The organism is Streptomyces sp. NPDC091376 (genome assembly GCF_044757085.1).
GTDB lineage: Bacteria > Actinomycetota > Actinomycetes > Streptomycetales > Streptomycetaceae > Streptomyces > Streptomyces pratisoli.
Genome location: NZ_JBIVUF010000001.1, coordinates 355,763 through 380,911, shown reverse-complemented (window position 1 = coordinate 380,911; position 25,149 = coordinate 355,763). Strand labels below are relative to the sequence as shown.

The window sequence follows — 25,149 nt, the reverse complement described above, 5'->3', positions numbered from 1 at the left end:
TCAGTGGGCGGCGAGGCGTACACGGCCGCCCAGTTCGATCGTGCCGTCAGGGCCGGGTGCCGTGAGGATCTGCGAGCCCCGGCCCTGCGTGATGTTCAGCGCCCTGCCCAGTTGTGCGGTGAGCAGCAGCGCCGCGGCGCCGGTCGCCTCGTCCTCGTCGATACCGTCTCCCCTCCCGGGGAACGCACGGGCGCGGACCCGGCCGGCGGCTTCGTCCTCCCACGCCCAGGCGTAGATCCACTCGCCGGGCGGCGGCACGTCCAGTGCGTCGACCTCGGCGGCCGCCCCGTACCGGCGCAGGCTGCGCGGCGGCGCCCACTCGGCACGCGCGGTGATCCAGGTGAACTCGCCGTCGGAGCGGGCCCATACCTCGCCCGCGGGCGGGTTCACCCACTCCAGGTCCAGCAGCCAGGCCACTCCGACGAGGGGATGCCCGGCGAACGGCAGCCGCAGGGTGGGGGTGTAGATGTCGACGGTTCCGCGCTCGGGGTCGTCGACGAACACCGTCTCGCTGAAGCCCAGTTCGGCGGCCAGCTCCTGCCGGGACCTCTCGTCGGGGTACGGGCGCCCGTCGCGTACGACTCCGAGGGCGTTGCCGTGGCGGCCGTCGCCTGCGCAGAAGACATGGAGGACGTCGAGGCCGCGGGGTCGTTCGTGTGTCACTCCGGCATTCAAGCATCCCGGTCGGGCCGTGCACGGCAGGGCCGCATCCGTCCGGGCGACGGATGCGGCCCTGCCACGGGAGGGGTGGGACTCAGACCTGGGCGGCCCGGCGGCGGACGACGAGGACGAAGCCCGCTCCTGCGGCGGCGATCGCGCCCGACGCGGCGAGGAGGGCGCCCGCGGGGACCTCGGAGCCGGTGCTGGCGAGGGCGCCGGATCCGCCCACGGAGCCACCGCCCACGGAACCTCCGGCCGTACCGCCGCCGGCCGTGCCACCGGTGGTCGAGCCGCCCGTGCCGCCGCCGTTCGACGAACCTCCGGACGTGGTGGGCAGTTCGGCGTCCTCGTCGAGGGTGAGCGCCACCGTCACCGGGTCGATGACGGTGCCCGGCGGGTAGAACTCCTCGCCGTTGGGGCCGGCGAACTGCGCGGCGCCGTCCTTGGTGAGCTTGGCCGGGACGTTCTTGAGCGTGACGACACCGTCCTTGGCGTTGTAGTCGGCCCCGGAGAGGTCGAGGTCGGCGAACGTCACGTCGTTCTTGGTGCCCTTGAGGGTGGTGACGTCCACGACGAGCTTGCCGGACGTGCCGGTCGCCTTCACCTTGACGTCGCTGACGGTCCAGTTGATGCCGTGCGCGGCGCACTCGAACAGGACGCTGCCGACGAAGCCCGCGTCGGCGGTGCGGTCCGCCTGGTCGAGCTCGGCCCTGCCGAACCCGAAGTCGTAGACCTGGCCGTTCCTGGTCGCACCGCCGGCCGGCGTGATGTCTCCGCCGCAGGTGTTGTCCACGTAGGTGCGCCACGACTCCTTGACGCCCCACGTCAGTCTGCCGTTGAGGACCTTGCCGGGCGCCTGGGTGGTGGAGGGGGTGGTGGTCGGCTTCGTGGTCGCGCTCGGGGTCGGGGACGGCGTGGTGGCGGTCGGCGTGGGAGTCGGGGTCGGGCTGGGGGGCGGGGTGACGGCCTTGACGGTGAGCGTGGCCGGGTCGAGCGCGTCACCCTCCTTGTAGAAGCCGGCGAAGGCGTCGGCGCCGCCCTTCGTCAGTTTCGCCGGGATGTCCTTGAAGACCATGGCGCCGCCGGTGCCCTGGCCCGGTCGTACGCCGGTCATGTCGAGCGCGGCGATGGCGATGTCGTTCTTCGACTCGACGGTGCCGTCCATCTTCTTCGCCACGACGTCCGCGGTGATCTCGCCGGCGGGGGCGGCGGAGCCCTTGGTGGCGAGCTTCACGTCGGACATCGTGATGTCGAGGGCACCGTCGTGCCCGGTGAAGTGCACGCTGCCCTTGAACGCGTTGGCGGTGGCGTGCGTCCCGGTGTCGTAGGTGCCGGTGCCGTCCACGAAGGTGAACACACCGTTGCCCGGGGCCTGCTTGGCGCCGTCCGCCACGGTGATCTTGCCGTGCGCCACGGGCAACAGGAGGTACTTGCGGAACGACTCCTTGAAGCCCCAGTCCAGCGTGCCGTCCTTCAGCTCCAGCGTGGGCGCGGGCGCCGCCGCCGCGGGGGCTTTCTCCGCCGCGAGGGCGGGCAGGGCGAGAGCGGCTGCGCCGAGGGCGGCGGCGGTGGCCACGGCGGAGGCGAGGGCTATGGGGCGGGCATTGGCTGGCATGGTCGGGGGTCTCCTCGAAGGCATGGTGGGCCGGGGTGATTGGTGCGGGAAACCGCTGGATCCGGGGGGATCCGTCTATGCGGTGGGATCGGTGGTCGCGGTGGCGCCGGTCTCTGCCGGGACAGAGGCGGCGGACGCGGCACGGCGGCGGCGGACGGCGTACACGGCGATCGCGGCGACGACGAGCACACCCGCTCCGGCCGCGCCGATCGCGATGTACCCGCCCGTGCCCGACGAAGCTCCGGAGGCGGTGGCCACGGGTGAGGCCTTCGGTGCGGCGGTGGCCTCGGCCGGCGACGGGCTCGGGTCGCTGCCCAGGTCGGGCAGGGCGGGGAGTTGCGCCGTGGCCTCGACGGCGACGGCGAGCGAGACCGGGTCCATCACCGTGCCCGCCTTGTACATCCCGCCGAAGGCCTTGGCGCCGCCCTCGGTGAGGGTGGCCGGGGCCTCGGAGAGGACGGCGAGTCCGGACTTCGGGGTGAAGTCCTTGGCCGCGAAGGTGATGAGGGGCACGGCCTTCTCGGTCCTGCCGCCGGTGGTCACGTCGGCGGAGAGGGTGCCGCTGCCGTTCCGTACGGTGACGGCGACCGCGCCGAGACCGAGGTCGAGGTGGGTTCCGGTGAAGCGGACCGTACCGGCGAAGCGCGCGTCGAGGGTCTGCTTCCGCGGGTCGTACGTCCCCTTCCCGCGCGGGAAGCGGAACAGCGCGCCGCCGTCCTGGGCGCCCCCGGCGAGGGTCCACTTGCCCTGCGCGATGGAGCCGGTGACGTACTCCCGGAAGGTGCGGCGCACCCCCCAGTCGACGGCGGCGTCGCGGAAGGCGCCCGCCGGCGCCGTGATGGCGGGCTTCGGGCTCCCGCTCGGCTTGCGGCCGGGGTCACGGGTGGGCTGCTTGCCGGCACGGGCCACGACGTCGACGGAGAGGCTCACCGGGTCGAGCGAGGTTCCGGCGGTGTAGTACCCGGCGAAGGCGGTCGCGCCCTGCGAGGTGAGCGTGGTGGGGACGTCGACCAGCCCGAGGGGGCTCGTGCCGCCCCGCATGTCGATGCCGGACAGGTTCAGCGCGGCGAACGGGACCTGTGACGAGGTGGTGACCCTGCCGCTGCCCCGGGCCTTACTGGTCATGTCGACGTGGAGAGTGCCCCTGCCGCCGCTGATGCGGACGGTGGGGCGGCTGATGGCGAGGTCGAGTTCGTGCGTTCCGTCCGGCTTGCGATGGCCGAGGAAGTGCACACCGCCGGAGAAGGCGGACGTGAACGCTCCCGTGCCGGGGTCGTAGGAGCCCCGGGCGGAGTGGAAGCGGAACCGGCCGCCGCCGGTGGTCGCGGCGCCGCCCGTGAGGGTGAAGCCGCCCTTCGCGATGGGCCCCGTGACATAGCTCTGGAAGGAGGCCTTGAAGCCCCAGTCGAGCCGGCCGCCCTGGACCGTGCGGCTCTCCGCGTGCGCCGCGCCCGCCGGGAGCAGGACTCCCAGCAATGCCGCGAGGAGCACGACGGTGAGCGTGCGGGCCGGTCTGGAGGGCAGCATGAGAAACCCCTTCAAGGGCTGGCGACCAAGGTAAGGCTAACCTAAGCTATCGACAGCCTGTGCCGGAAGCCCCGGGACACCCAACGGCCTCCCCCGGGGTCCACAACGCGCCAGGTGACTCTTCAACGGCCTTATGCGCATGGGCTGTCGAGTGGACAGTCGATGACATGGACGACAGGACGGAGCCTTCGGTGCGGAGATCTCGCGTGGCGGGCGCGCTGGTATCGGCGCTCGCACTCGCCCTGGTGGCGACCGGCTGCGGCGGCAGGAACGAGCCCGCCGCCGCGAAGACCGGGGCGGCCCCGGCCACCGCCCCCGACCGGGTCGAGCCGCTCCCCGCCGCACCGGAGCCACGCCTCCCCGTCACCGTGGACTCCGCGGACGGCACCCGGGTCACGGTCGCCTCGACCGACCGGATCGTGCCGCTCACCGGTTCGCTCAACGAGATCGTCTTCACCCTCGGTCTGGGCAAGCAGGTGGTGGCCCGCGACATCACCGCCACCTTCGAACAGGCCGCCGGCCTGCCGGTGGTGACGCGTGCGCACGACGTCTCGGCGGAGAGCGTGCTGTCGCTGAAGCCGACGGTCGTCCTCGCCGACACCTCCACCGGACCGGCGGAGGCCGTCGCGCAGATACGGGACGCCGGGATCCCGCTGGTCGTGGTGGAGCCCGCCAAGAGCCTCGCGGACGTCGGGTCGCGGATCGGCACGGTCGCGGCGGCGCTCGGTGTGACCCCGGCCGGCGATGCCCTGAAGTCCCGTACGCAGCAGCGGATCGAGGCTGCGCAGAAGGAGATCCCGGAGCCGGCGAAGAACGGCGAGAAGCCGCGGGTGGCATTCCTCTACGTGCGCGGCTCGGCGGCGGTCTATCTCCTGGGCGGGGCGGAGTCCGGGGCGAGTTCGCTGCTGGAGGCGGCCGGGGCGGTCGACGCGGGCAAGGAGTCCGGGCTGACGAAGGACTTCACGCCGATCACCAGCGAGGCGCTCGCTAAGGCCGCGCCGGACGCGATCCTCGTCATGAGCAAGGGCCTCGACTCCGTGGGCGGGGTCGACGGCCTGGTGAAGATCCCCGGGGTCGCCGAGACACCGGCCGGAATGGACCGCAGAGTGGTCTCGATCGAGGACGGGGTGCTGCTGAACTACGGGCCGCGCACGGACCAGGTGCTGAGTTCGCTGGTGGGGCAGTTGTACGGGAACGTGAAGTGACGGCCTCGACGGCTCCGGTGCCGTCCGCCGGCACGACACCCCTGGAGCCGCCCGACTCACCCCCGTACCCGTCACCGCGGAAGGGCGCCCGGCGCGGTGCCGCGTACGTCCTCACCATCGGCCTCGCCGGTGCGCTGCTCCTGCTGTGTCTGCTGTCCACCGGGCTCGGGGCGTACGACATCCCGCTCGGCGACGTTCTCGCCTCCGTCCGGCACCGGATCGGTCTCGGCGGCCATCCGCTGGACCGGGCCGCGGAGAGCGTCCTGTGGAACATCCGGCTGCCGCGGGTCGTCCTCGCGCTCCTCGTCGGGGCGTCGCTGGGCTGCGCGGGCGCGCTCATGCAGGGCGTGTTCGGCAATCCGCTGGCCGAGCCAGGGGTCATCGGGATCTCGTCGGGCGCGGCGGTGGGGGCGGTCGGGGCGATCGCGCTGGGACTGAGCTTCTTCGGTGGCTGGACGGTGACGGTCTGCGCGTTCGTGTCCGGGCTCGGCACGGTGCTGCTGGTGTACGCGGTGTCGCGTTCCGGCGGCCGTACGGAGGTCGTGACGCTGATCCTCACCGGGATCGCGGTGAACGCGTTCGCCGGGGCGACGATCGGGCTCTTCGTGTTCTTCGCCGACAACGCGCAGATCACCCAGATCACCTTCTGGCAGCTCGGCTCGCTGGCGCAGGCGACGTGGCCGAAGGTGCTCGCGGTGCTGCCGTTCGCGGTGGCCGGCCTGATCGTCGCGCCGCTGTACGCCCGCAGGCTCGACCTCCTCTCGCTCGGTGAACGCCCGGCCAGGCACCTGGGGGTGGACGTGGAGCGGCTGCGCGTGGTGCTGATCCTGGTGGTGGCCCTGCTCACGGCGGCGGCGGTGGCGGTGTCGGGCATCATCACCTTCGTCGGACTGCTCGTCCCCCACCTCCTGCGCATGGCGAACGGCCCCGGGCACCGCTTCCTCGTCCCGGGCAGCGCGCTCGGCGGCGCGGTGGTCCTGGTCGCGGGCGACCTCGCCGCCCGCACGGTCGCGGCCCCCGCGGAGCTCCCGCTCGGGGTCCTGACGGCGCTGTTCGGCAGCCCCTTCTTCTTCTGGCTGCTCCGCAGGACGCGCCGTACCCAGGGCGGCTGGGCGTGACCCTTCCCACCGGCCCACCCCTCCCCCCGTACACAAGGCGGTTCCGCATGATCAACGTGCTTCTCCCACGGCGGGGACGGGAACTGCCGCCCCGTCCCTCTCCCGGAGACCTGCTCGCGGAGGCCCGTGGGCTACGGGTCAGGCTCGGGCAGCGGGAGGTGGTGGCCGGCGTCGGTCTCAGGGCGTGCGCGGGGGAGGTCGTCGCGCTGGTCGGTCCCAACGGGGCCGGGAAGTCGACGCTGCTGAGTGCGCTCGCCGGGGACGTCGCGCCGTTGGCGGGTGAGGTGCGCGTCGGCGGACGGCCCGTGCCCGACTGGTCCGCGCCGGAGCTCGCGCTGCGTCGCGCCGTACTGCCGCAGGCCGCCACGCTGTCGTTCCCGTTCCTTGTCGAGGACGTCGTGCGGATGGGCCGCGCGCCCTGGGCGGGTACCGCCCGCGAGGACGAGGACGATGCGGCGGTCGAGGCCGCGATGGCGGCGACCGAGACCGCCGGGTTCGCCACCCGGCCGTTCTCCGCGCTGTCCGGCGGCGAGCGCGCCCGTGTCGCGCTGGCCCGCGTACTCGCCCAGCGGGCACCGCTGTTGCTGCTGGACGAGCCGACCGCCGCGCTCGATCTGCGCCACCAGGAACTGGTGCTGCGCATCTGCCGCGAACGGGCGGCCGCGGGCGACGCGGTCGTCGTCGTCCTGCACGACCTCGGCCTCGCCGCGGCGTACGCGGACCGCGTCGCCGTGCTCCGCGACGGGCATCTCGCCGCGGAGGGCCGGCCCGCCGAGGTGCTCCGGGACGAACTGCTCAGCGACGTCTACCGGCAGCCGGTCGAGGTCCTGCCGCACCCCCGCACGGGAACGCCGCTCGTCCTGCCGAAACGTGACGTTTGACCGGCACTTGACCCACCCGAGGGAGGCCCATGGCCGAGCCGTTACCGCCTCGTTTCCACCACCGGAAGGTGAGAGCGGAATCACTGGACGAGCAGGTACCGACCAGGTAAGGCTCGGTTAAGTTAGGCCCGCCTCACCAGCCACCACCCCACACTTTCCCGTCCTTCCGTGGAGCCCGCCATGCGACCCGCCCGCCTCTCCGTCGTCACCGCCGTCGCCGCCGTGACCGCTCTCACCGCCGTCACGGGCTGCGCAGAGAAGAGCGACGCCAAGGGCGGCGGCGACGACGCCATCGCCGTCGTCGCGAAGGACGACTCCTGCGAGGTGTCCAAGAAGGAATTCCCCGCCGGGCACGTCCGGTTGGACATCGAGAACAAGGGCTCCAAGGTCACCGAGGTCTACATCCTCTTCCCCGACGACCGCATCGTCACCGAGCGCGAGAACATCGGCCCGGGCACCAAGGCGAGCCTCACGGCCGAGGTGAAGGCCGGTGACTACGAGATCGCCTGCAAGCCCGGCATGCAGGGCGACGGCATCCGCCGGCAGGTCAAGGCGACGGGCGGCAACGCCGCCAAGCGCTCCCCGGAGATGGACGAGGCGGTCGCCGCGTACCGCACGTACGTGCAGCAGCAGGCCGACGAGACGCTGCCGAAGGTGAAGGTCTTCACCGACGCCGTCCGCGCCGGCGACATCGAGGCGGCGAAGAAGGCGTACGCGGACTCCCGGATCGGCTGGGAGCGTACCGAGCCGGTCGCCGAGTCGTTCGGCGACATCGACCCGAAGGTCGACCTCCGCGAGGACGGCGTGGCGGATCTGAAGCCGGGCGAGAAGTGGACCGGCTGGCACCGCCTGGAGAAGGCCCTGTGGCAGGACAAGAAGCTCGGCGCCGAGGAGAAGACGTTCGCCGACACGCTCGACAAGGACCTCGCGGACTGGGTGAAGCGCGTCGGCACCGCCGAGATCACGCCCACGTCGATGGCGAACGGCGCCAAGGAACTCCTCGACGAGGTCGCCACCGGCAAGGTCACGGGTGAGGAGGAGCGTTACTCCCACACCGACCTGGTCGACTTCAAGGCGAACGTCGAGGGCGCGCAGAAGTCGTACGAGCTGCTGAAGCCGGTCGCGTCGAAGAACGACCCGCAGCTGGTCGCCGAGCTCGACAAGCAGTTCGCCGCGCTGAACGGGCTGCTCGACAAGTACCGTACGGACAAGGCCTCGTACGTCTTCACCTCGTACGACAAGGTCACCGGGGCGCAGCGCAAGGAGCTTTCCGACGGTGTGAACGCCCTGGCCGAGCCGCTCTCCAAGCTCGCCGCGGCCGTGGTCAAGTAAGGGGCGGGGGACACGATGGCCGAGGAGACCACGGACCGGCCCGGGTCGGCACAAGCCGCCACGGCCCCGGCCGCACCCTCGCGGCGCGCCCTGCTCGGCTGGGGCGGTGCCGGGCTCGCGCTCGGTGCCGCCGCGGCCGGCGGCGCGGTCGCGGCCGTGACGGGCGGCGGTGAGGACGTGACCGTGCCCGCCGCCATGAGCGGTGCGGCGGTCCCGTTCCACGGGACGCACCAGGCCGGCATCGCCACCGCCGTGCAGGACCGGCTGCACTTCGCGTCCTTCGACGTGAAGACCGAGGACCGCGCGGAGCTGGTCCGGCTGCTGAAGGACTGGACGCGGGCCGCCGAGCGGATGACGGCCGGGCAGGCCGTCGGCGACGGCGCCTACGGCGGTCTCGCCGAGGCGCCGCCGGACGACACCGGTGAGGCGCTGGGCCTGAAGCCCTCCCGGCTCACCCTCACCATCGGCTTCGGCCCCGCCCTCTTCGACGGCCGCTTCGGGCTGAAGGAGCACAGGCCGGCGGCGCTCGTCGAGCTGCCCAGGTTCAAGGGCGACAACCTCGATCCGGCGCGCAGCGGCGGCGATCTGTGCGTCCAGGCGTGCGCGGACGATCCGCAGGTCGCGGTGCACGCGATCCGCAATCTCGCCCGGATCGGCTTCGGCAAGGTCGCGGTCCGCTGGTCCCAACTGGGCTTCGGCAAGACGTCGTCGACGACGCCCGAGGAGCAGACGCCGCGCAACATGATGGGCTTCAAGGACGGCACCCGGAACATCTCGGGCACGGACTCCGCGGCCCTGGACCGGCATGTGTGGGTGTCGCGGAAGGACGGTCCGGCCTGGATGGCGGACGGTTCGTATCTCGTGGCCCGCCGGATCCGGATGAACATCGAGACCTGGGACCGCACCTCGCTGCAGGAGCAGGAGGACATCTTCGGCCGCGACAAGGGCGAGGGCGCCCCGGTCGGCAAGGCCGAGGAGCGCGACGAGCCGTTCCTGCCCGCCATGCTGCCGACGGCGCACGTGCGCCTCGCGCATCCCGACACCAACGGCGGGGCGAGGCTGCTGCGCCGCGGCTACTCCTTCACGGACGGCACGGACGGTCTCGGCCGGCTCGACGCGGGCCTGTTCTTCCTCGCCTACCAGCGGGACGTCGAGGCGGGCTTCGTGCCGGTGCAGCGGAGTCTCGCCGCGAGCGACGACCTCAACGAGTACATCCAGCACGTGGGTTCGGCGCTGTTCGCGATCCCGCCGGGCGTCCGGGACAAGGACGACTGGTGGGGCCGGGCGCTGTTCTCCTGAGCGGAAGGAACCCTCTGTGTTCGGCAACTATCTGATCGGCCTGCGCGAGGGGCTGGAGGCCGGTCTGGTCGTCTGCATCCTCGTCGCGTATCTCGTGAAGACGGACCGCCGGGACGCCCTGAAACCGATCTGGATCGGTGTCGGGGTGGCCTGCGCCGTGTCGCTCGCGTTCGGCGCGGCCCTCGAATTCGGCTCGCAGGAGCTGACGTTCGAGGCGCAGGAACTGCTCGGCGGCTCCCTGTCGATCGTCGCGGTCGGCCTGGTCACCTGGATGGTCTTCTGGATGCGGCGCACCGCGCGGCATCTGAAGGCCGAGCTCCACGGCAAACTGGACGCCGCGCTGCAGATGGGCACGGGTGCGCTGGTCGTCACGGCGTTCCTGGCGGTGGGCCGGGAGGGCCTGGAGACGGCGCTGTTCGTCTGGGCGTCGGTGCGCGCGGCCACGGACGCGAGCGGCTCGTCGGGCCCGCTGACCGGGGTGCTGCTCGGGATCGCGTCCGCGGTGCTGCTGAGCTGGCTGTTCTACCGGGGCGCGCTGCGGATCAATCTGTCGAGGTTCTTCACCTGGACGGGCGGGATGCTGGTCGTCGTTGCCGCCGGTGTGTTCGCGTACGGCGTGCACGACCTGCAGGAGGCCCGGTTCCTGGGCGGTCTCGCGGACAAGGCGTTCGACATCAGCGCCACGGTTCCGCCGGACAGCTGGTACGGCACCCTGCTGAAGGGTGTGTTCAACTTCCAGCCGGACCCGACGGTCCTCCAGGTCACGGTGTGGGCGCTGTATCTGATCCCGACGCTCGCACTGTTCCTGGCCCCGGTAGGGTTCGGACGGTCAGTGCGGGGCGAGGAGCAGAAGGCAACCGATGAGCAGGCTGGGTCGGGCGGCGACGGGGCTCGCGGCGGTGACGGTGCTGTCGCTGGCGGCGAGCGGGTGCGTGACGGTTCACGGCGAGCTGGAGGTCGTACCGTCCGCGACGAAGGCTGAGGCCGCGCGGGCGCTGAAGGACTTCACCGACGCGTACAACAGGGCGGACAAGGCATACGATCCCGCGCTCAACGCGGGCCGGGTCACCGGTGCGCTCGGAGCGATCAACCAGGCGGGGCTGAAGGCGCGCAGCATCACGACGCCGGGCGGGAATCAGCAGCACCGTCCGCTGGAGCTGACGGACGCGACGTTCCACGTCCCGAAGAAGGCGGGCTGGCCACGCTGGTTCCTCGCGGACGTCGACAGCAACCGCGACACCGACTCCGGCGATCAGGACACCCGCTGGCTGATGGTGTTCGTCAAGAACGGCAAGAACCAGCTGTGGGAGGCCGCGTATCTGGCGATCGTGTCGCCGGGTTCGGTGCCGAAGTTCCTCACCGACAAGGACGGTTGGGCCCAGCCGGTGGCCGCGGACTCCGCGCGGACGGCGGTCGCGCCGCGGGACCTGAGCGAGGAGTACGCCTCGTACCTGCAGACCGGCAAGCCGGAGCACTTCGCACAAGGCACGCACACGACCGGGTGGCGGCAGGTGCGCGAGCAGAACGCGCGGCGGCCGGGGCTGCAGACGCAGTACGTCGACCAGGCGCTGGACACGGGGGACTTCGCGCCGCTGGGGCTGGCCACGGAGGACGGCGGGGCGCTGGTGTTCTTCGCGCTGCGCTACTTCGACCAGCAGACGGCGGCGAAGGGCTACCGGCCGAAGGTCGGCCCGGATGTGCGGGCGCTGCTGTCCGGACAGGTGAACCGCACGCTCACGAAGGAGTGGGTGTCCAGCCAGGCGGTCATGCTGGCGCCGAGCGGTGGGTCCGGTCCCTCGGTGCGAATCGTGAGCAGGCTGCAGGGTGTGACGTCGGCGAAGGGGTCCTAGGACCCCCGGCCGGTGCCGGGGGCTTCCGGAACCCCGGCCGGTACTGGGGCTTCCAGAACACCCCCGGCCGGTGCCCGGCCGGCGGCGCCGGCGGGCCCGGGGATCGTCCTCAGCGGCTCAGCGGCCACGCCACCGAGTGGTGGTCCAGGCCCTGCGAGTCCGCGTCCTGCGCGTACTTCGTGCAGGCGTCGGCGAGCGCCTCCAGCAGCGTCAGCGGGTCCGGCAGCGGGTGCTCGGGGCCGCGCGCCCAGCTCATGACGACGTCGTCGGCAAGGCGCGCGGGCGGTACGAGGACATAGCTGCCACGGCTGTGCCAGCGAAGGCCGGGATGCTCGTCCATCGTCTCCGGATGGCAGTCCAGTTCACAGGGCCACCACTCGTCCTCGACCTCGGGAGTGCCGCGGGTGGCGGTGAAGAACAGCATCCGCCCGTCACCCGACTCGGCGACCGGGCCGACGTCGACGCCCTCCGCGAGCAGCCGCTCCAGGGCGGCACTGCCGGCTTCCAGCGGTACGTCGAGGACGTCGTGGACCATGCCGGTCGCGGTGATGAAGTTGGCCTCGGGCTGGTCGTCCGCCCAGCGCTCGATCGTGTCGCGGTCGGTCGTGGACTGGGTCTGCCACGCGAACGAGACGGGATGCCGGGCCGGAGTGGGACAGCCGATGCGCTCACAGGAACAGCTGTAGCCCGCGGGGTATGCGGCGGGCGCGAGCGGCAGTCCGGCGGCGGCGGTGGCCAGGAGCAGGTCCAGACGGGCCGATTCGTCCTCGGCGGCGTCCTCCCGGGGGCGTCTGCGCAGCCACTGCGGCAGCCGGTTCTCCCAGGACAGCCTGCTCTCCGTGCCGCGGTAGCGGCCGATACCGTCGCCCATCTATCCCCTCACACCTCAATGCTCGCCCCGGTCCGCGCGGTGGAACCGCGCATCGACGCTGGTGCCATCGTCCCACCATCGGGCGCGCCCGGCCGCCGCACCCCCCGATCGAGTGGCCGCTTCCTGGTCAGGGCCGGGGCGCGAGGCCGTACAGCGTGTACTCGACGACCTCGTCCGCGTACTCGTGGGTGAGCGGGAGGGTCCGCAGCAGCCAGCGGTGCGCGAGGGGGCCGACGAGGAGTTCCAGGGCGATACGGGGGTCGACGCCGGCGCGTACGTGGCCGGCGTCCTGGGCGCTGCGCAGTCTGTGCACGTACAGCTGGAGCTGCGGTTCGAGGAGTCGCCCGACGAACTCGGCGGCGAGCCCGGGATCGGCGACGCTCTCCGCCGCGAGGGCGCGGGCGGGGGCGTCGTAGGTCGGGGAGTTGAGCTCGTCGACGGTGGCGCGGAGGACGAGCTTGAGGTCCGTCTCCAGGTCACCGGTGTCGGGGATCAGGGGCTCACCCTGCGCGGCCTGCTCGGCGACGTCGAGGAAGGCTTCGAGCAGGACCGCGGCCTTGGAGGGCCACCAGCGGTAGATGGTCTGCTTGCCGACCCCGGCGCGGGCGGCGATACCCTCGATCGTCGTCCTGGCGTATCCGGTCTCGCCGACGAGGGAGAGTGCGGCCTCGTAGATGGCGCGGCGGGAGCGCTCGCTGCGGCGGGAGGAGTCGGGCTTCTTGCTCTCGGCCATGGACTCAATCTAGCAACAAACGCGACGATACGTATCGTCTTGGTCAGTCCACGTACCGCCTGGATCCGGCCGGATTCCCGCCCGGTTCCCGCCCCGTTCCTGACCGGTTCCCGCAGCACCCGTGCTCGGGCCGGGGTGACGACCGGGTGACCACTGGCGTACGTCTGATGAACCACCCGTTCGGATCACAGCGCGACGGCCGCGGACGACGCACCATGGCTCCAGCACAACTGTGCGCCCAGACGCTCGTGAGGAGCCCGCATTGCCTCGTGACGCCAGATCCCGCCGCTACCTGATGTGCCCACCCACGCACTTCGAGGTGACGTACTCCATCAACCCCTGGATGGATCCCGGGAAGCCCGTCGACCTGTCACTGGCGCTGGCCCAGTGGGAGGACCTGCACGACCGCTACCGCGCGCTCGGCCACACCGTGGAACTGCTGGAGCCCCGCGAGGACCTGCCCGACATGGTCTTCGCCGCGAACGGCGCGACCGTCGTCGACGGACGGGTGCTCGGCGCGCGCTTCGCCTACCGGGAACGGACCGCGGAGGCCGAGGAGCACCTGAAGTGGTTCCGCGGCCACGGCTTCACCGAGATCCACGAGCCCTCGCACGTCAACGAGGGCGAGGGCGATTTCGCGGTGACCTCGACGTATCTGCTGGCGGGCCGGGGCTTCCGGTCCAGCTCGCTCTCCCACGACGAGGCGCAGGAGTTCTTCGGGCGACCGGTGATCGGGCTGGACCTGGTGGACCCGCGCTACTACCACCTGGACACCGCGCTGTCCGTCCTCGACGACGAGACCAACGAGATCATGTACTACCCCGGGGCGTTCTCCCCCGGCAGCCGCGCCGTCCTCGCCCACCTCTTCCCCGACGCGCTCATCGCCCGCGAGGCGGACGCGGCGGCCTTCGGACTCAACGCGGTCAGCGACGGCCGCCACGTCCTGCTCCCCCAGGCGGCCCTGGGCCTCTTCGAGCCCCTGCGCGCCCGTGGCTTCGAGCCGATCGGGCTGGACACGGGCGAGCTGCTGAAGGGCGGCGGCAGCGTGAAGTGCTGTACGCAGGAGCTGCGCCCCTGACCCGCCCGCGGGGGGTGCGGAGTCACCCCGTGCCCCCCGCACCGTGCCGCCGGTCAGTCCGCCTGAGGCGGGGGCCAGGCGTCACCCCAGGAGACATCGCGGGCCGCCCGGTACAGCGCGCCGTGGCGTTTGGTGATCGTCTCGCGATGGAGGGTGTCGTCGGAGGCACAGAGGTCCAGCAGGACCTGGCCCTTGCGGATCTGCGGCCTGCGGGTCACCCGGGCCGGCGCCGGAGTCACGGGGAACCGTGTCGCGGCGACGTAGCTGAACTTCTCGTCCTCGTACGACAGCGACCCGCCCTTCACCCGGCGGTGCAGCGACGACCTGCTCACCCGCGCGGCGAAGTGGCACCAGTCGGTGCCCGGCACGATCGGGCAGCGCTCGCTGTGCGGGCACGGCGCCGCCACCCGCAGCCCGGCCCCGATCAGCAGGTCACGCGCCGCGATGATCCGCTCGTAACCGTCCGGTGTGCCCGGCTCGACGATGAGGACCGTCTGCCCCGCCGCCGCGGCCTGGCCGACGACCGCCGTCCGGTCCGCCTCGCCGAGTTCCTTCAGCACGTACGAGACCGTGATCAGGTCCGCCGGCTCCAGCCGCATCGCCTCGCCGATCCGCGCCCGCTGCCACCGCGCGCCCCGCAGCGCCGCGGAGTCCGCGCCCGCCGCAAGTTCACGCCCGAGCGCCAGCGCTGGCTCGGCCCAGTCCAGCACGGTGGTGCGGTGCCCGCCCTCGGGCCAGGCCTCGGCGACGGCCCAGCTCGCCGCGCCCGTACCGCCGCCGATGTCGGTGTGCGTCGCGGGCACCCACGAGGGCGCCGCCGCCCGGAGCGCCGCGAGCGCGGACCGTACCGCCTCGAACGTCGCCGGCATCCGGTACGCGGCGTACGCGGCGACGTCCGCGCGGTCGCGCAGCACCGGCGCGTCGGTCGGGGTGTCCCCCCGGTAGCTGGCGATCAGGCGCTCCACGGCCTGGGCGGCACGCCCCTGCGGCAGACCGTCGAGAAGGTCGGCGAGGGCATCGGGGAGGGTGGTGTTCACCGGCAAATTCTAGGCATGGATCGTCCCACCCGCCCGTGCCGAACCGGGACGGAACGGCGACAGGGCCGAACTCCTCGGCGCACCCCGCCAGTTGCTAACCTGACGGCCGTTGTCCGACGGCCGTCCTGCGGCGGCAGTGCTCATCGGGGGGACCATGGGACAGAGGGTCGTACGCATGGCCCTGGTGGCCGGTATCGCCGTACTCGCGCTGATCCTGCTGCTCGCCACCTGCGGCGGAGGCGGCGGCAGGGACGGCGGGGACGACGAACCCGGCGGGAAGCCGAAGAAGCCGGTGAAGCGGAGCAGCGGCCCGGCCACGCAGCTCACCGTCCCCGGCGCGTACGACACCGCCAGGGGCTGGGAGATCTCCGACGCCTCCCCGGACCACGCCCTCGCCCGTGAGACCGGGCTGATCGCGTACCTCGAACGGGTGAAGGACGACCGTTTCCGGCTGCGCACGCTGAGCGCCCGCAGCGGCAGGCCCGACTGGTCGGGCGAGCCGTTCTTCCCGCTGGCCGGCCCGGAGAACTTCCCGCGGCTGCTGTCCGTCACCAAGGACAGCCGGCAGTTCTTCGTCGTGTGGTCCTACGGGAAGACCGGGCGCGACTCCCCCACTCCCACCGGCACCTTCGTCTCCGTCGACATCTACGACGCCGCGGACGGCTCCCGGCAGCGCGTCGAGGTGCCGTGGACCGGTGCGCCGACGGTCTCGGGCGCCGGGCCGGGCGTCCTCATCGGCGACGGGGGCGCCCGCAGCGCGGTCGTCGACCCGGACACCGGCGAGGTGTCCCTGGTCGCGCCGAAGGACCTGCGCCCTCCGAAGGGCTGCGTCACCTGCCGGCAGCTGACCGAGGTCCACGGGCTCACCGCGAAGGGGCTACTGGTGGGCGGTGCCCGGGAGTTCTGGGTGCGCGACGGATGGTTCAGCCGGAACGTCGCGCCGCCCGGCGCGGACCGCGCGTACGGCGTACCGGTGTCCCTGGCCTCCGACCGGCTGCTGGTGCGCTGGCACAAGGCGAAGGGCGGCAAGCGTGCCGCCACCCATGACATCTGGGCGGTGCACGACGCCGCCTCCGGAAAGCCCCTGGTGACGACCGAATGCCGCAAACCGGTCATCGAGCCGGGCGAGTATCCGCAGGCCGTGCTCTCCCCCGCGCAGCGCTATCTGATCGCCGGGAACCTCGCCTTCGATCTGGAGGAGCGGACCGGCCGGTGCTTCGAGGAGGCCGACGGTACGCGACCGCTGACCCTGACGACGGTGACCGACGAGGGCCTCGCGTACGGGGCGATGAACACGCGCGGCCCGGCGGACGCACTGGCCGGCGGCGGGGTGCCGCACGAGGTGGATCTCGCGACGGGCGTGCCGGAGCCCCTCTCCCTCAACACGCGGCTGCCGGGCGCGGAGGCATCGGGAGTGGGCGTCTTCCGCTGGACGGACACGAGGGACCGGCTGCATCTGATCGGTTACGTCCGCCGGAGCTAGTGCCGTGTCGGGCAACGTTTGCCCCGTGGACGACGGCTTGCAGGCGCTGGTCGCGCCGCTCGGACAGCGTAGAAGTCCTCGGGCGACCTCCCCGGATTGTGGCGGCCGCCGACGGGAGGCAGGGTGGTGTCGAGACCGGGCGAGGCAGAAGGCACACGGCCTGTCACGGATGCGGGCTGTGGCTTGTCCTCATCGCGCAGCGAGTTGTGTGAGCCGGGATCCGGCGAACTCGGTCACCGCCGAACAAGTGGGTCGGTACACCGGTCCGGAATGCGGTGGCCGACGCAAGATCGTCCATTCCGGGCAGGCTTACGGAGGTGTGGTACATGTCAGCGAAGAACTCGGACGGGAGCGCCCACGAGGTCTCCTTGCCGCCCGAAGTCAAGTTGCTGCAGGAAGTCGCTCCGCCCTTCTTTCCCGAAGGTGGTTCGGCAATGACCATCCTCGTCGACTGGCCTCCCGGTCACCCCGGGCTCCCTCCGCACCGCCACTCGGGCCCGTCGTTCGGCTACGTGATGGAGGGCGCGCTCCGGTTCGAGCTCGAGGGGGAGCCGGAGCGTGTGGTCGAGGCCGGTGGGACGTTCTGGGAGCCAGGCGGTGACGTGATCCACTACCAGGACGGCAACGCCCTCTCGGACGCACCGACCAAGTTCGTGGTGACCATGGTGTGCGCGCCGGGTCAGCCGATGCTCAGGCTGGTCGACGAGGAGGAGCTGAAGGAACGGGCGCACCTGCGCGCCCCGCGTCCCTCCGAAGGCTGACCCGCGAGATCGACAGGAGTGCGGAGTCCGGAACACCGATCCAGGTGCCGGGCTTTGCAGCTTGCCTGACATGGCACCGGCACCGGCACCGGCACCGGCACCGGCACCGGCGGACGGTCACGTACGCCGGAGCCCGTTTCTATGAGCTCTGCGCACTCTGCGCGATCTTTGTGTTCTGTGTGATCTGTGCGCTTTGTGCGCGCCACGGCCGGCACAGGCCGAGGAAGCAGGCCACCGCGCCCAGCGCGCACACGAGCTGGACCACGGCCATCGGTACGGCCGTGGCCTCGCCCGCGATCCCGACGAGGGGCGAGGCGATCGCGCCGACGAGGAACGAGGACGTACCGAGCAGGGCGGACGCCGAACCCGCGGCGTGCGGGGCTCGCATCAGGGCCTGGGCGTTCGTGTTCGGCATCGCGAGACCCATCGCGGACATCAGCACGAACAGGCCCGCCGCCACGGGCACGAGCCCGACCTCGCCGAAGACCCCCGTCGTCATCAGCAGCAGGGCGAGCGCCGCGAGCGCGATCGTCACGAGTCCGAAGCCGAGCGCCTTGTCGAGGCTGACCCGGCCCACCAGCAGCTTGCCGTTGATCTGGCCTACGGCGACCAGGCCGATCGAGTTGAGCCCGAAGAGCAGGCTGAAGGTCTGCGGCGAGGCGCCGTAGATCTCCTGGACGACGAACGGCGAGGCCGAGATGTAGGCGAAGAGCGCGGCGAAGGCGAGACCACCCGCCAGTACGTAGCCGGTGAAGACCCGGTCGGTGAGCAGCCCGCGCATGGTGTGCAGGGCCTCGACGACGCCGCCGCTGTGCCGGCGTTCGCGCGGCAGCGTCTCGTGCAGCCACTTCGCGACGACGAGGGTGAGCAGTACGCCGATGACGGTGAGGACGTGGAAGACGCCGCGCCAGTCGGTGACGCGGAGGATCTGGGCGCCGATGAGCGGCGCGACGATCGGGGCCACTCCGGAGATCAGCATCAGGGTGGAGAAGAAGCGCGCCATCTCGATGCCGTCGTAGAGGTCACGGACGACGGCGCGGGCGATGACGATTCCGGCGGCTCCGGCCAGGCCCTGGAGCAGCCGGAAGGCGATGAGCATCTCGGCGCCCGTCGCGAGGGCGCAGGCCGCGGTGGCCACGACGTACACGACCATGCCGACGAGCAGCGGCCGGCGGCGGCCCCATTTGTCGCTCATGGGGCCGACGACGAGCTGCCCGAAGGCCATGCCGGCCAGGCAGGCGGTCAGAGTGAGCTGGATCGTCGCGGCGGACGCGTGGAGTGCTCCGGTGACCTCCGGCAGGGCCGGGAGGTACATGTCCATGGACAGCGGCGGCAGGGCGGTGAGCCCGCCGAGCACGAGGGTGACGAGGAGACCGGCGCGGCGCGCGGCGACGCCGGGTGCCTGTGCCGGGGCCTGCACCGAAGCGGGGGCCTGCATCGGGACCGAAGCCGGGGCCTGCATCGGGACCGAAGCGGGGGCCCGCATCGGGTCCGGGGCCGGTGCCTGCATCGGGTCCGAAGCCGGGGTCGGGGCCGGGTCGACGGTCGGTATGTGTCCTTGCGTACGGGTCGGGCCGCTCTCCGGCATCAACTGCTCCTGTTCTGGACGTCGCCGCCCCCTATGCTCTCAGCTCGTCCGGAGTGGTCGAGACCTTTTCGAGGTGGGACATGGCTGACACGGTGCGGTGGGGTGTGCTGGCGACCGGAGGGATCGCGGCCTCGTTCACGGCGGCCCTGAGGACGATGCCGGACGCGGAGGTCGTCGCGGTGGCGTCCCGTACACAGACGTCGGCGCGGGCCTTCGCCGACCGGTTCGGCATACCGAGGGCGTACGGCGACTGGGACATGCTCGCCGCCGACGAGGACGTGGACGTCGTGTACGTCGCGACGCCGCACTCGGCACACCGCGCGGCCGCAGGGCTGTGCCTGGAGGCGGGAAAGGCGGTGCTGTGCGAGAAGGCGTTCACGCTGAACACCGCCGAGGCGGCGGAGCTGGTGGCGCTCGCCCGCTCGCGTGGCCTGTTCCTGATGGAGGCCATGTGGATGTACTGCAATCCGGTGGTCAGGCGGCTGGCGGAGCTGGTGCGCGACGGTGCGATCGGTGAGGTCCGCACGGTGCAGGCGGACTTCGGGCTCGCCGGCCCGTTCACGGCGGACCACCGGCTGCGGGACCCGGAACTCGGCGGCGGGGCGCTGCTCGATCTCGGGGTGTACCCGGTCTCGTTCGCGCAGCTGCTGCTGGGTGAGCCCGATCACATACAGGCGCACGCGCTGCTCTCCGACGAGGGTGTCGACCTGAACACGGGGATGCTGCTGGGCTGGTCGGACCCGGGGGCGTCGGCGCTGCTGTCCTGCTCGGTCGTCGCGGACACTCCGATGACGGCGGCGGTGACGGGGTCGGCGGGCCGGATCGAGCTGCCGCGCGGCTTCTTCTTCCCGGAGCGGTTCGTGCTGCACCGGGACGGCCGCGACCCGGAGGAGTACGCGCCCGGCAACGACAGGCAGTCGCTGCGGTACGAGGCGGCGGAGGTGATGCGGTGCCTGCGGGCGGGCGAGACCGAGTCGCCGCTGGTGCCGCTGGACGGTTCGCTGGCGGTGATGCGGACGCTCGACGCGGTACGGGACCGCATCGGCGTCCGCTATCCACGGGAACCGGCGCGGGCCGCCGCTACGCCGGTGTGAGGCCGGGGTTGCCGGCCTCCGTCACGAAGGACGCGGCCGTGGTGACGGGCGCCCCCGGCGTCGTCACCGCGGCGACCGTCCTGAAGTCGGCGCGGGCCTGCCCGGTGGTGAGCGTGACCGTCACATAGCCGCGGCGGCCGTTGTAGAACTTCATGTGCGGGTTGGCCTGGGTGAGGTTGTCCCAGTTGGCGGGCTTGTCGGCGCCGTCCTTGCCGCTGCTGATCGAGGTGGCGACGAATTCGGTGCCGACGGTCCGGGACGCCGGGTCGTCGAAGTCCTTCTTCAGGTCGAAGGCGTAGCCGACGTGGACGTCACCGGTGAGGACGACGAGGTTGTCGACGCCCGCGGCCTCGGCTCCGTCGAGGATCCGGTCGCGGGAGGCGGGATAGCCGTCCCAGGCGTCCATGGAGAGCTTGTAGGCGGCGCTCGGGACGTCGCGCCGCTGGGCGAACGTGACCTGCTGGGGGACGACGTTCCACAGGGCGTTCGACGCCTGCCAGCCGTCGAGCAGCCACCGCTCCTGCGTCGCGCCGGTGATGGTGCGGGACGGGTCCTCGGACTCGGGGCCGGGGACCTGCCAGCCGTCGCCGTAAGCCTGGTTCGAGCGGTACTGGCGGGTGTCGAGTACGTCGAACTGGGCGAGCCGCCCGAACTTCAGCCGGCGGTAGAGCCGCATGTCCGGCCCTTCGGGCTGCTGGGGCCTGCGCAGCGGCTGGTTCTCCCAGTAGGCGCGATAGGCGGCGGCGCGGCGCAGCAGGAACTCCTCCGGCGGGACGTCGTTCTCGGGCGTCTCGTCGGCGTAGTTGTTCTCGGTCTCGTGGTCGTCCCAGGTGACGACGAAGGGGTGCGCGGCGTGCGCGGCCCGCAGGTCCTCGTCGCTGCGGTAGAGGCCGTAGCGCAGCCGGTAGTCCTCGAGGGTGATGGTCTCGCGGTTGAAGTGGGCGGGCAGCCGGTGGTCGGTGTGGTTGCGGGCGCCGCCGACGGCGTTGACGGCGTACTCGTAGAGGTAGTCGCCGAGGTGGAAAACGATGTCGAGGTCCTCGTCGGCGAGGTGCTTGTACGCGGTGAAGTACCCGTCGTGGTACGCCTGGCAGGAGACGGCGGCGAGCTTCAGCTCGGAGATCCGGGCGCCCGCCCTGGGAGCGGTGCGGGTGCGGCCGGTGGGGCTGGTCCAGGTGCCGGCGCGGAAGCGGTAGTAGTAGACGCGGTCGGCGTCGAGTCCGGCGACCTCGACGTGCACGCTGTGGTCGAACTCGGGGTGGGCGGTGGCCCGTCCGCGTCTGGCGATGCGGGTGAAGCGGTCGTCGTGGGCGAGTTCCCACGTGACCTGGACGCGCGCCCTGGGCAGGCCGCTGCCGGGCTCGTACGGACGGGTCGCCAGGCGGGTCCAGAGCAGTACGGAGCCGGGCAGCGGGTCGCCGGACGCGACGCCGAGGGTGAACGGGTCCTCGGTGATCTTCCTGGCGTCGAGTTCGGCGGCGGCCGCGGTACCGGCGGCCGGCAGGTTCACGGCGAACGCGAGCGCGGCGGCTGCACCGGTGACGGTGAGGAACCGGCGGCGGCCCAGGTGCCGGGCGGCGGCGCGGAGTTCGTCGGGGTGCCGGTGGGCGGGTGCCGGTGCCGAGACCTGTCGCGAAGACTTTGCCGAGACCTGTGGCGAAACCTGTGCCGAGACCTGTGTGGACGCCGATACGGACGCCTGTGCGGATACCTGTGCGGGTGTCATGTACCCCTCCCCTGACAGCTGTTGTCAGTTCGCATTGGAGTGGGAGGCGACGTCCCCTGGTTGTCGGGTACACAACATCCGCGTGTCGGACGGATGAGAACCGGGTACGGGGCTCTGCCGTACGCTGCGGCGCCATGGACGCAGAACGCAGAAGTGCGGTGGTGACGGGCGCGGGTTCGGGTATCGGCCGGAGCGTCGCGCTGGCGCTCGCGGACGCCGGCTGGTCGGTGGCGCTGGCCGGCCGGCGGGCCGAGGCGCTCCAGGCGACGGCGTCGCTCGCGGGCGGTACCGCGGACATGCTGCCCGTCCCCACCGACGTCACGTCCCCGGACGAGGTCACGGCCCTCTTCTCGGCGGTGCGCGAGCGCTACGGGCGCGTGGACCTGCTCTTCAACAACGCGGGCACGTTCGGGCCCGGCGGGGTGGCGCTGGAGGACCTCAGCCCCGAGGCGTGGCGCCACGTGGTGGACGTCAACCTGACGGGGTCGTTCCTGTGCGCCCAGGCGGCGTTCCGGCTGATGAAGGCCCAGGCCCCGCAGGGCGGACGCATCATCAACAACGGCTCCGTCTCCGCGCACGCACCGCGCCCCGACTCCGTGGCCTACACGGCGACGAAGCACGCCATGACCGGCCTGACCAAGTCACTCTCCCTGGACGGCCGCCCGTACCGCATCGCCTGCGGCCAGATCGACATCGGCAACGCGGCCACCGAGATGACGGCCCGTATGCAGACGGGCGTCCTCCAGGCCGACGGCCGGCTCGCGGCCGAGCCGCTGATGGACGCGGCGGACGTGGCCCGGATCGTGGTCCAGATGGCGGACCTGCCACTGGAGGCGAACGTGCAGTTCGCGACGGTGATGGCCACGACGATGCCGTTCATCGGCCGCGGCTGACACTCCTCCGGGCAACCGTGCGACCCGGGGGGCGGCCGGGGCGACCCGGGGGGTGGCTTGGGTGGCCTGGGAACACTGCGCGACGGTGGGGTGTTGGGGCGGGCATGACGAATGATGCCCCGCGGGTCGACGTACTGCGATACACCGCGTTCTCCACGGATCCCTCGGGCGGCAACCCCGCCGGCGTCGTTCTCGACGCCTCCGGCCTGGACGACGCCGGCATGCTGGCCATCGCGGCCGAACTGGGGTACTCGGAATCCGCGTTCCTGACCGCGGAGGACGAGCGGACCTACCGCATCCGCTACTTCAGCCCCCGGGCAGAGGTGCCGTTCTGCGGGCACGCCACCATCGCCAGTGCGGTCGCGCTCGCGGAGCGGATCGGGCCCGGGAGGCTGGAGTTCGCGACGCGCGCCGGCCGGGTGCCGGTGGAGGTGGCCGAGGAGGCCGGCACGTTCCGGGCCACGCTCACGAGTGTCGAGCCGCGGGTCGAGGACATCGGCGCCGACGATCTCGCCGAGGCGCTCGCCGCGCTCGACTGGGCGAGCCCGGGGGATCTGGACCCGGCGTTCCCACCCCGTGTCGCCTTCGCCGGCGCCCGTCACCTCGTGCTCGCCGCGGCGACCCGCGCACGCCTCGCGGACCTCGCGTACGACTTCGACCGCCTCGAAGCGCTGATGCACCGACTGGACCTGACCACCGTGCAACTGGTGTGGCGGGAGTCGCCCACGGTCTTCCACGTCCGCGACCCGTTCCCCGTCGGCGGGGTCGTGGAGGACCCGGCGACCGGCGCCGCGGCCGCCGCGTTCGGGGCGTACCTGCGCGAGCTGGGCCTCGCCCCCGAGGACGCCGTCGTCACCCTCCACCAGGGTGAGGACCTGGGCCGTCCCGGCGTGCTCACGGTGACGCTGTACGCGGGCGACCCCCGGGTCCACGTGAGCGGGGCCGGTACGCGCATCGGCTGATCCCGCAGTGGCAGAGGAGGTCGTGCCGACGCTGCCGGTGACGGCGAGGACGCGGGCGGCAGAACGCATGCGTGCCGCCGCGCCCAGCAGGCGAGTTGAGATGTCCGGCGACGTTGAGATGTCCGGCGGCGCCGGCACCCGGCCCCGAGGCGATGGGTTACGCCTGGCCGGTGTCGAAACGCGCGATCTTCTCGCCCTCGACGGTGAACCTCCACTTCGTCCGCATCTCACCCCACGTCTCGTTGCGGTAGCGGGCCACGAGGTCTCGCCCGTCGGCCGACTGCGACTCGACCTCGAGGTGACCGCGCGAGGAGAAGATCTCCTTGTCCGTCCAGTCGACGAGATCCCGGTCCGAGCCGTCGTCGGACATGGTCGCGTCCGGCGTCAGGGCCGCCAGGAAGGCGTCACGGTCACCGGAGTTGAGAGCCTTGACGAAGGCGCGCACGGCGGGGTCGTCGAGCTGGTCGGGGCGGATGGTCATGAGGGCCTCCGGGTACGGGGTGTGCCGCACGCGGCACTCGGCTGCGTGCCTCACCCGTACACCAGCGCGCCGTCCGTCCCGCGGACCTTGGCCCACCCGTGGCGCGTCAACCGGCGCCAGCCCCACCGCCCGTACCGGGCGGCTTGAAGTGACCGTTACATGCCAACAATCACGGCGCACGGCCTTGCCTTCTCGGGAAGTTCCTGCCCCAATGACAACCGTCACCCGGCTGCCCCACCAGTCCTCGGTGGCCGCAGCCCGGCGACGCCATCCCGTGACCCCACACACGAAGGCGGCACCCCCCATGAAGCACCGCACACTCGGCATCGGCACGGCCCTCTTAGCCGCGACGGCCGCCGGCACGCTCGCCATGGCCCCCGCGGCACACGCGGTCGACCCGACGACGGCGACGCTGTCGTTCGACTGCGGCTCCTTCGGCTCCGGCGAGGCCACCCTCACGGCCACCCAGGACGGCACGGCCGCGACGATCAGCCTCTCCACCTCCGCCATCACCTCCCCCTTCACCATCTCGGCGAACTCGGTGACGTCGACCCTCACGCTGACCAAGAACGGCTCCGGCACGACGACGTTCACCGGCAACGCCAACCCGGAGATCCCGGCCGGCGGCGCCGTCTCCACCGGGCCGCTGAACGGCACCGTCGCCACCGGCGACAGCCTGGAGGCGACGTCCCTCACGGTCGTTGTCTTCGGCATCACGGCGACCTGCAACGCGACCTCTCCGCAGAACCCCGGCCCGTTCGTCTTCTGACGGCACGGGTCGCCCACCGGCGGGCACTGACGGCACGCGTCGCCCCCTGACGGCACGCCTCGTCTTCTGACGGCACGCCTCGTCTTCTGACCGGTACGGGCGCTCCACCGCCCGCCCGTACCCGCCGGGGCCTGTCCCCGTCGGGGCCCGCCACCACTCCCGCGATGTCACCGCTCGCACACGGGC

23 protein-coding genes are annotated in these 25,149 nt (G+C 72.1%); 14 read left to right on the top strand and 9 right to left on the bottom strand.

The window, feature by feature from the left end:
• The 3 genes from ACIQMR_RS01700 to ACIQMR_RS01690 all read right to left on the bottom strand — a co-directional run bounded on the left by ACIQMR_RS01700 (nt 1) and on the right by ACIQMR_RS01690 (nt 3,802).
• Entirely contained in the window at nt 1-663 is a 663-nt protein-coding gene (locus ACIQMR_RS01700; RefSeq protein ID WP_401381650.1) for a PhzF family phenazine biosynthesis protein, read from the bottom strand.
• A gap of 91 nt (nt 664-754) precedes the next feature.
• On the bottom strand, nt 755-2,275 hold the full coding sequence (locus ACIQMR_RS01695; protein WP_401381647.1) for an HtaA domain-containing protein: 1,521 nt from the start codon (nt 2,273-2,275) through the stop codon (nt 755-757).
• A 75-nt stretch (nt 2,276-2,350) separates the two neighbouring features.
• Nucleotides 2,351-3,802: an HtaA domain-containing protein gene (locus ACIQMR_RS01690; RefSeq protein WP_401381644.1), complete on the bottom strand. Its 1,452-nt coding sequence runs from the start codon at nt 3,800-3,802 to the stop codon at nt 2,351-2,353.
• A 167-nt stretch (nt 3,803-3,969) separates the two neighbouring features.
• Here ACIQMR_RS01690 and ACIQMR_RS01685 point away from each other — a divergent pair, with 167 nt between their 5' ends.
• The 7 genes from ACIQMR_RS01685 to ACIQMR_RS01655 all read left to right on the top strand — a co-directional run bounded on the left by ACIQMR_RS01685 (nt 3,970) and on the right by ACIQMR_RS01655 (nt 11,487).
• Nucleotides 3,970-5,007, top strand: a complete 1,038-nt coding sequence (locus tag ACIQMR_RS01685; protein ID WP_401381641.1) for a hemin ABC transporter substrate-binding protein — start codon at nt 3,970-3,972, stop codon at nt 5,005-5,007.
• A 41-nt stretch (nt 5,008-5,048) separates the two neighbouring features.
• Nucleotides 5,049-6,125, top strand: a complete 1,077-nt coding sequence (locus tag ACIQMR_RS01680) for a FecCD family ABC transporter permease (RefSeq protein ID WP_401382634.1) — start codon at nt 5,049-5,051, stop codon at nt 6,123-6,125.
• A 47-nt stretch (nt 6,126-6,172) separates the two neighbouring features.
• Entirely contained in the window at nt 6,173-7,006 is an 834-nt protein-coding gene (locus ACIQMR_RS01675; protein ID WP_401381639.1) for a heme ABC transporter ATP-binding protein, read from the top strand.
• A 180-nt stretch (nt 7,007-7,186) separates the two neighbouring features.
• Nucleotides 7,187-8,338, top strand: coding sequence for an iron uptake system protein EfeO (gene efeO, locus ACIQMR_RS01670; RefSeq protein WP_401381636.1), 1,152 nt, complete (start codon nt 7,187-7,189; stop codon nt 8,336-8,338).
• A 15-nt stretch (nt 8,339-8,353) separates the two neighbouring features.
• Nucleotides 8,354-9,637 carry an iron uptake transporter deferrochelatase/peroxidase subunit gene (gene efeB, locus ACIQMR_RS01665; protein ID WP_401381634.1) on the top strand — a complete coding sequence of 428 codons (1,284 nt, stop codon included), beginning with the start codon at nt 8,354-8,356 and terminating at the stop codon, nt 9,635-9,637.
• A 16-nt stretch (nt 9,638-9,653) separates the two neighbouring features.
• Nucleotides 9,654-10,619 carry an iron uptake transporter permease EfeU gene (gene efeU, locus ACIQMR_RS01660; protein WP_401381632.1) on the top strand — a complete coding sequence of 322 codons (966 nt, stop codon included), beginning with the start codon at nt 9,654-9,656 and terminating at the stop codon, nt 10,617-10,619.
• Complete coding sequence (locus tag ACIQMR_RS01655; RefSeq protein WP_401382631.1) at nt 10,507-11,487, top strand: hypothetical protein; 981 nt, start codon at nt 10,507-10,509, stop codon at nt 11,485-11,487. Before efeU ends, ACIQMR_RS01655 begins: the two co-directional genes overlap by 113 nt.
• 109 nt (nt 11,488-11,596) lie before the next feature.
• Here ACIQMR_RS01655 and ACIQMR_RS01650 read toward each other — a convergent pair whose 3' ends face one another.
• Nucleotides 11,597-12,358 (bottom strand): bifunctional DNA primase/polymerase, encoded by a 762-nt coding sequence (locus ACIQMR_RS01650; protein WP_401381629.1) that lies wholly within the window; start codon nt 12,356-12,358, stop codon nt 11,597-11,599.
• 127 nt (nt 12,359-12,485) lie between these two features.
• Nucleotides 12,486-13,091: a TetR/AcrR family transcriptional regulator gene (locus tag ACIQMR_RS01645; RefSeq protein ID WP_401381627.1), complete on the bottom strand. Its 606-nt coding sequence runs from the start codon at nt 13,089-13,091 to the stop codon at nt 12,486-12,488.
• Between the two features lie 232 nt (nt 13,092-13,323).
• Between ACIQMR_RS01645 and ddaH the strand changes: the two genes are divergently transcribed.
• Nucleotides 13,324-14,169, top strand: coding sequence for a dimethylargininase (gene ddaH, locus ACIQMR_RS01640; RefSeq protein ID WP_401381624.1), 846 nt, complete (start codon nt 13,324-13,326; stop codon nt 14,167-14,169).
• 53 nt (nt 14,170-14,222) lie between these two features.
• On the opposite strand, the gene ACIQMR_RS01635 is transcribed toward ddaH, so the two are convergent.
• The gene (locus ACIQMR_RS01635; protein ID WP_401381621.1) at nt 14,223-15,206 is read right to left on the bottom strand and encodes a small ribosomal subunit Rsm22 family protein; all 984 of its coding nucleotides are present in this window, start codon (nt 15,204-15,206) and stop codon (nt 14,223-14,225) included.
• A gap of 154 nt (nt 15,207-15,360) precedes the next feature.
• Here ACIQMR_RS01635 and ACIQMR_RS01630 point away from each other — a divergent pair, with 154 nt between their 5' ends.
• Both ACIQMR_RS01630 and ACIQMR_RS01625 read left to right on the top strand, forming a co-directional pair.
• Nucleotides 15,361-16,689, top strand: a complete 1,329-nt coding sequence (locus ACIQMR_RS01630; RefSeq protein WP_401381619.1) for a hypothetical protein — start codon at nt 15,361-15,363, stop codon at nt 16,687-16,689.
• A gap of 326 nt (nt 16,690-17,015) precedes the next feature.
• Complete coding sequence (locus ACIQMR_RS01625; RefSeq protein ID WP_401381617.1) at nt 17,016-17,450, top strand: cupin domain-containing protein; 435 nt, start codon at nt 17,016-17,018, stop codon at nt 17,448-17,450.
• 139 nt (nt 17,451-17,589) lie between these two features.
• Here the strand turns inward: ACIQMR_RS01625 and ACIQMR_RS01620 are convergent, their stop codons facing one another.
• Nucleotides 17,590-19,038 (bottom strand): Bcr/CflA family efflux MFS transporter, encoded by a 1,449-nt coding sequence (locus tag ACIQMR_RS01620; RefSeq protein WP_401381615.1) that lies wholly within the window; start codon nt 19,036-19,038, stop codon nt 17,590-17,592.
• A gap of 80 nt (nt 19,039-19,118) precedes the next feature.
• Here ACIQMR_RS01620 and ACIQMR_RS01615 point away from each other — a divergent pair, with 80 nt between their 5' ends.
• Nucleotides 19,119-20,132 (top strand): Gfo/Idh/MocA family protein, encoded by a 1,014-nt coding sequence (locus ACIQMR_RS01615; protein ID WP_401381613.1) that lies wholly within the window; start codon nt 19,119-19,121, stop codon nt 20,130-20,132.
• Here ACIQMR_RS01615 and ACIQMR_RS01610 read toward each other — a convergent pair.
• On the bottom strand, nt 20,119-21,858 hold the full coding sequence (locus tag ACIQMR_RS01610) for an alkaline phosphatase D family protein (protein WP_401381610.1): 1,740 nt from the start codon (nt 21,856-21,858) through the stop codon (nt 20,119-20,121). The two genes, ACIQMR_RS01615 and ACIQMR_RS01610, sit on opposite strands and share 14 nt — an antisense overlap.
• 134 nt (nt 21,859-21,992) lie before the next feature.
• On the opposite strand from ACIQMR_RS01610, the gene ACIQMR_RS01605 reads away from it, so the two are divergent.
• Both ACIQMR_RS01605 and ACIQMR_RS01600 read left to right on the top strand, forming a co-directional pair.
• Entirely contained in the window at nt 21,993-22,751 is a 759-nt protein-coding gene (locus ACIQMR_RS01605; protein ID WP_401381608.1) for an SDR family oxidoreductase, read from the top strand.
• A gap of 104 nt (nt 22,752-22,855) precedes the next feature.
• Nucleotides 22,856-23,713: a PhzF family phenazine biosynthesis protein gene (locus ACIQMR_RS01600; RefSeq protein ID WP_401381605.1), complete on the top strand. Its 858-nt coding sequence runs from the start codon at nt 22,856-22,858 to the stop codon at nt 23,711-23,713.
• Nucleotides 23,714-23,870: 157 nt separating this feature from the next.
• Here the strand turns inward: ACIQMR_RS01600 and ACIQMR_RS01595 are convergent, their stop codons facing one another.
• Nucleotides 23,871-24,194 carry a nuclear transport factor 2 family protein gene (locus ACIQMR_RS01595; protein ID WP_401381603.1) on the bottom strand — a complete coding sequence of 108 codons (324 nt, stop codon included), beginning with the start codon at nt 24,192-24,194 and terminating at the stop codon, nt 23,871-23,873.
• Between the two features lie 304 nt (nt 24,195-24,498).
• Between ACIQMR_RS01595 and ACIQMR_RS01590 the strand changes: the two genes are divergently transcribed.
• Nucleotides 24,499-24,963, top strand: a complete 465-nt coding sequence (locus ACIQMR_RS01590; RefSeq protein WP_401381600.1) for a hypothetical protein — start codon at nt 24,499-24,501, stop codon at nt 24,961-24,963.
• Nucleotides 24,964-25,149: the final 186 nt, after the last annotated feature.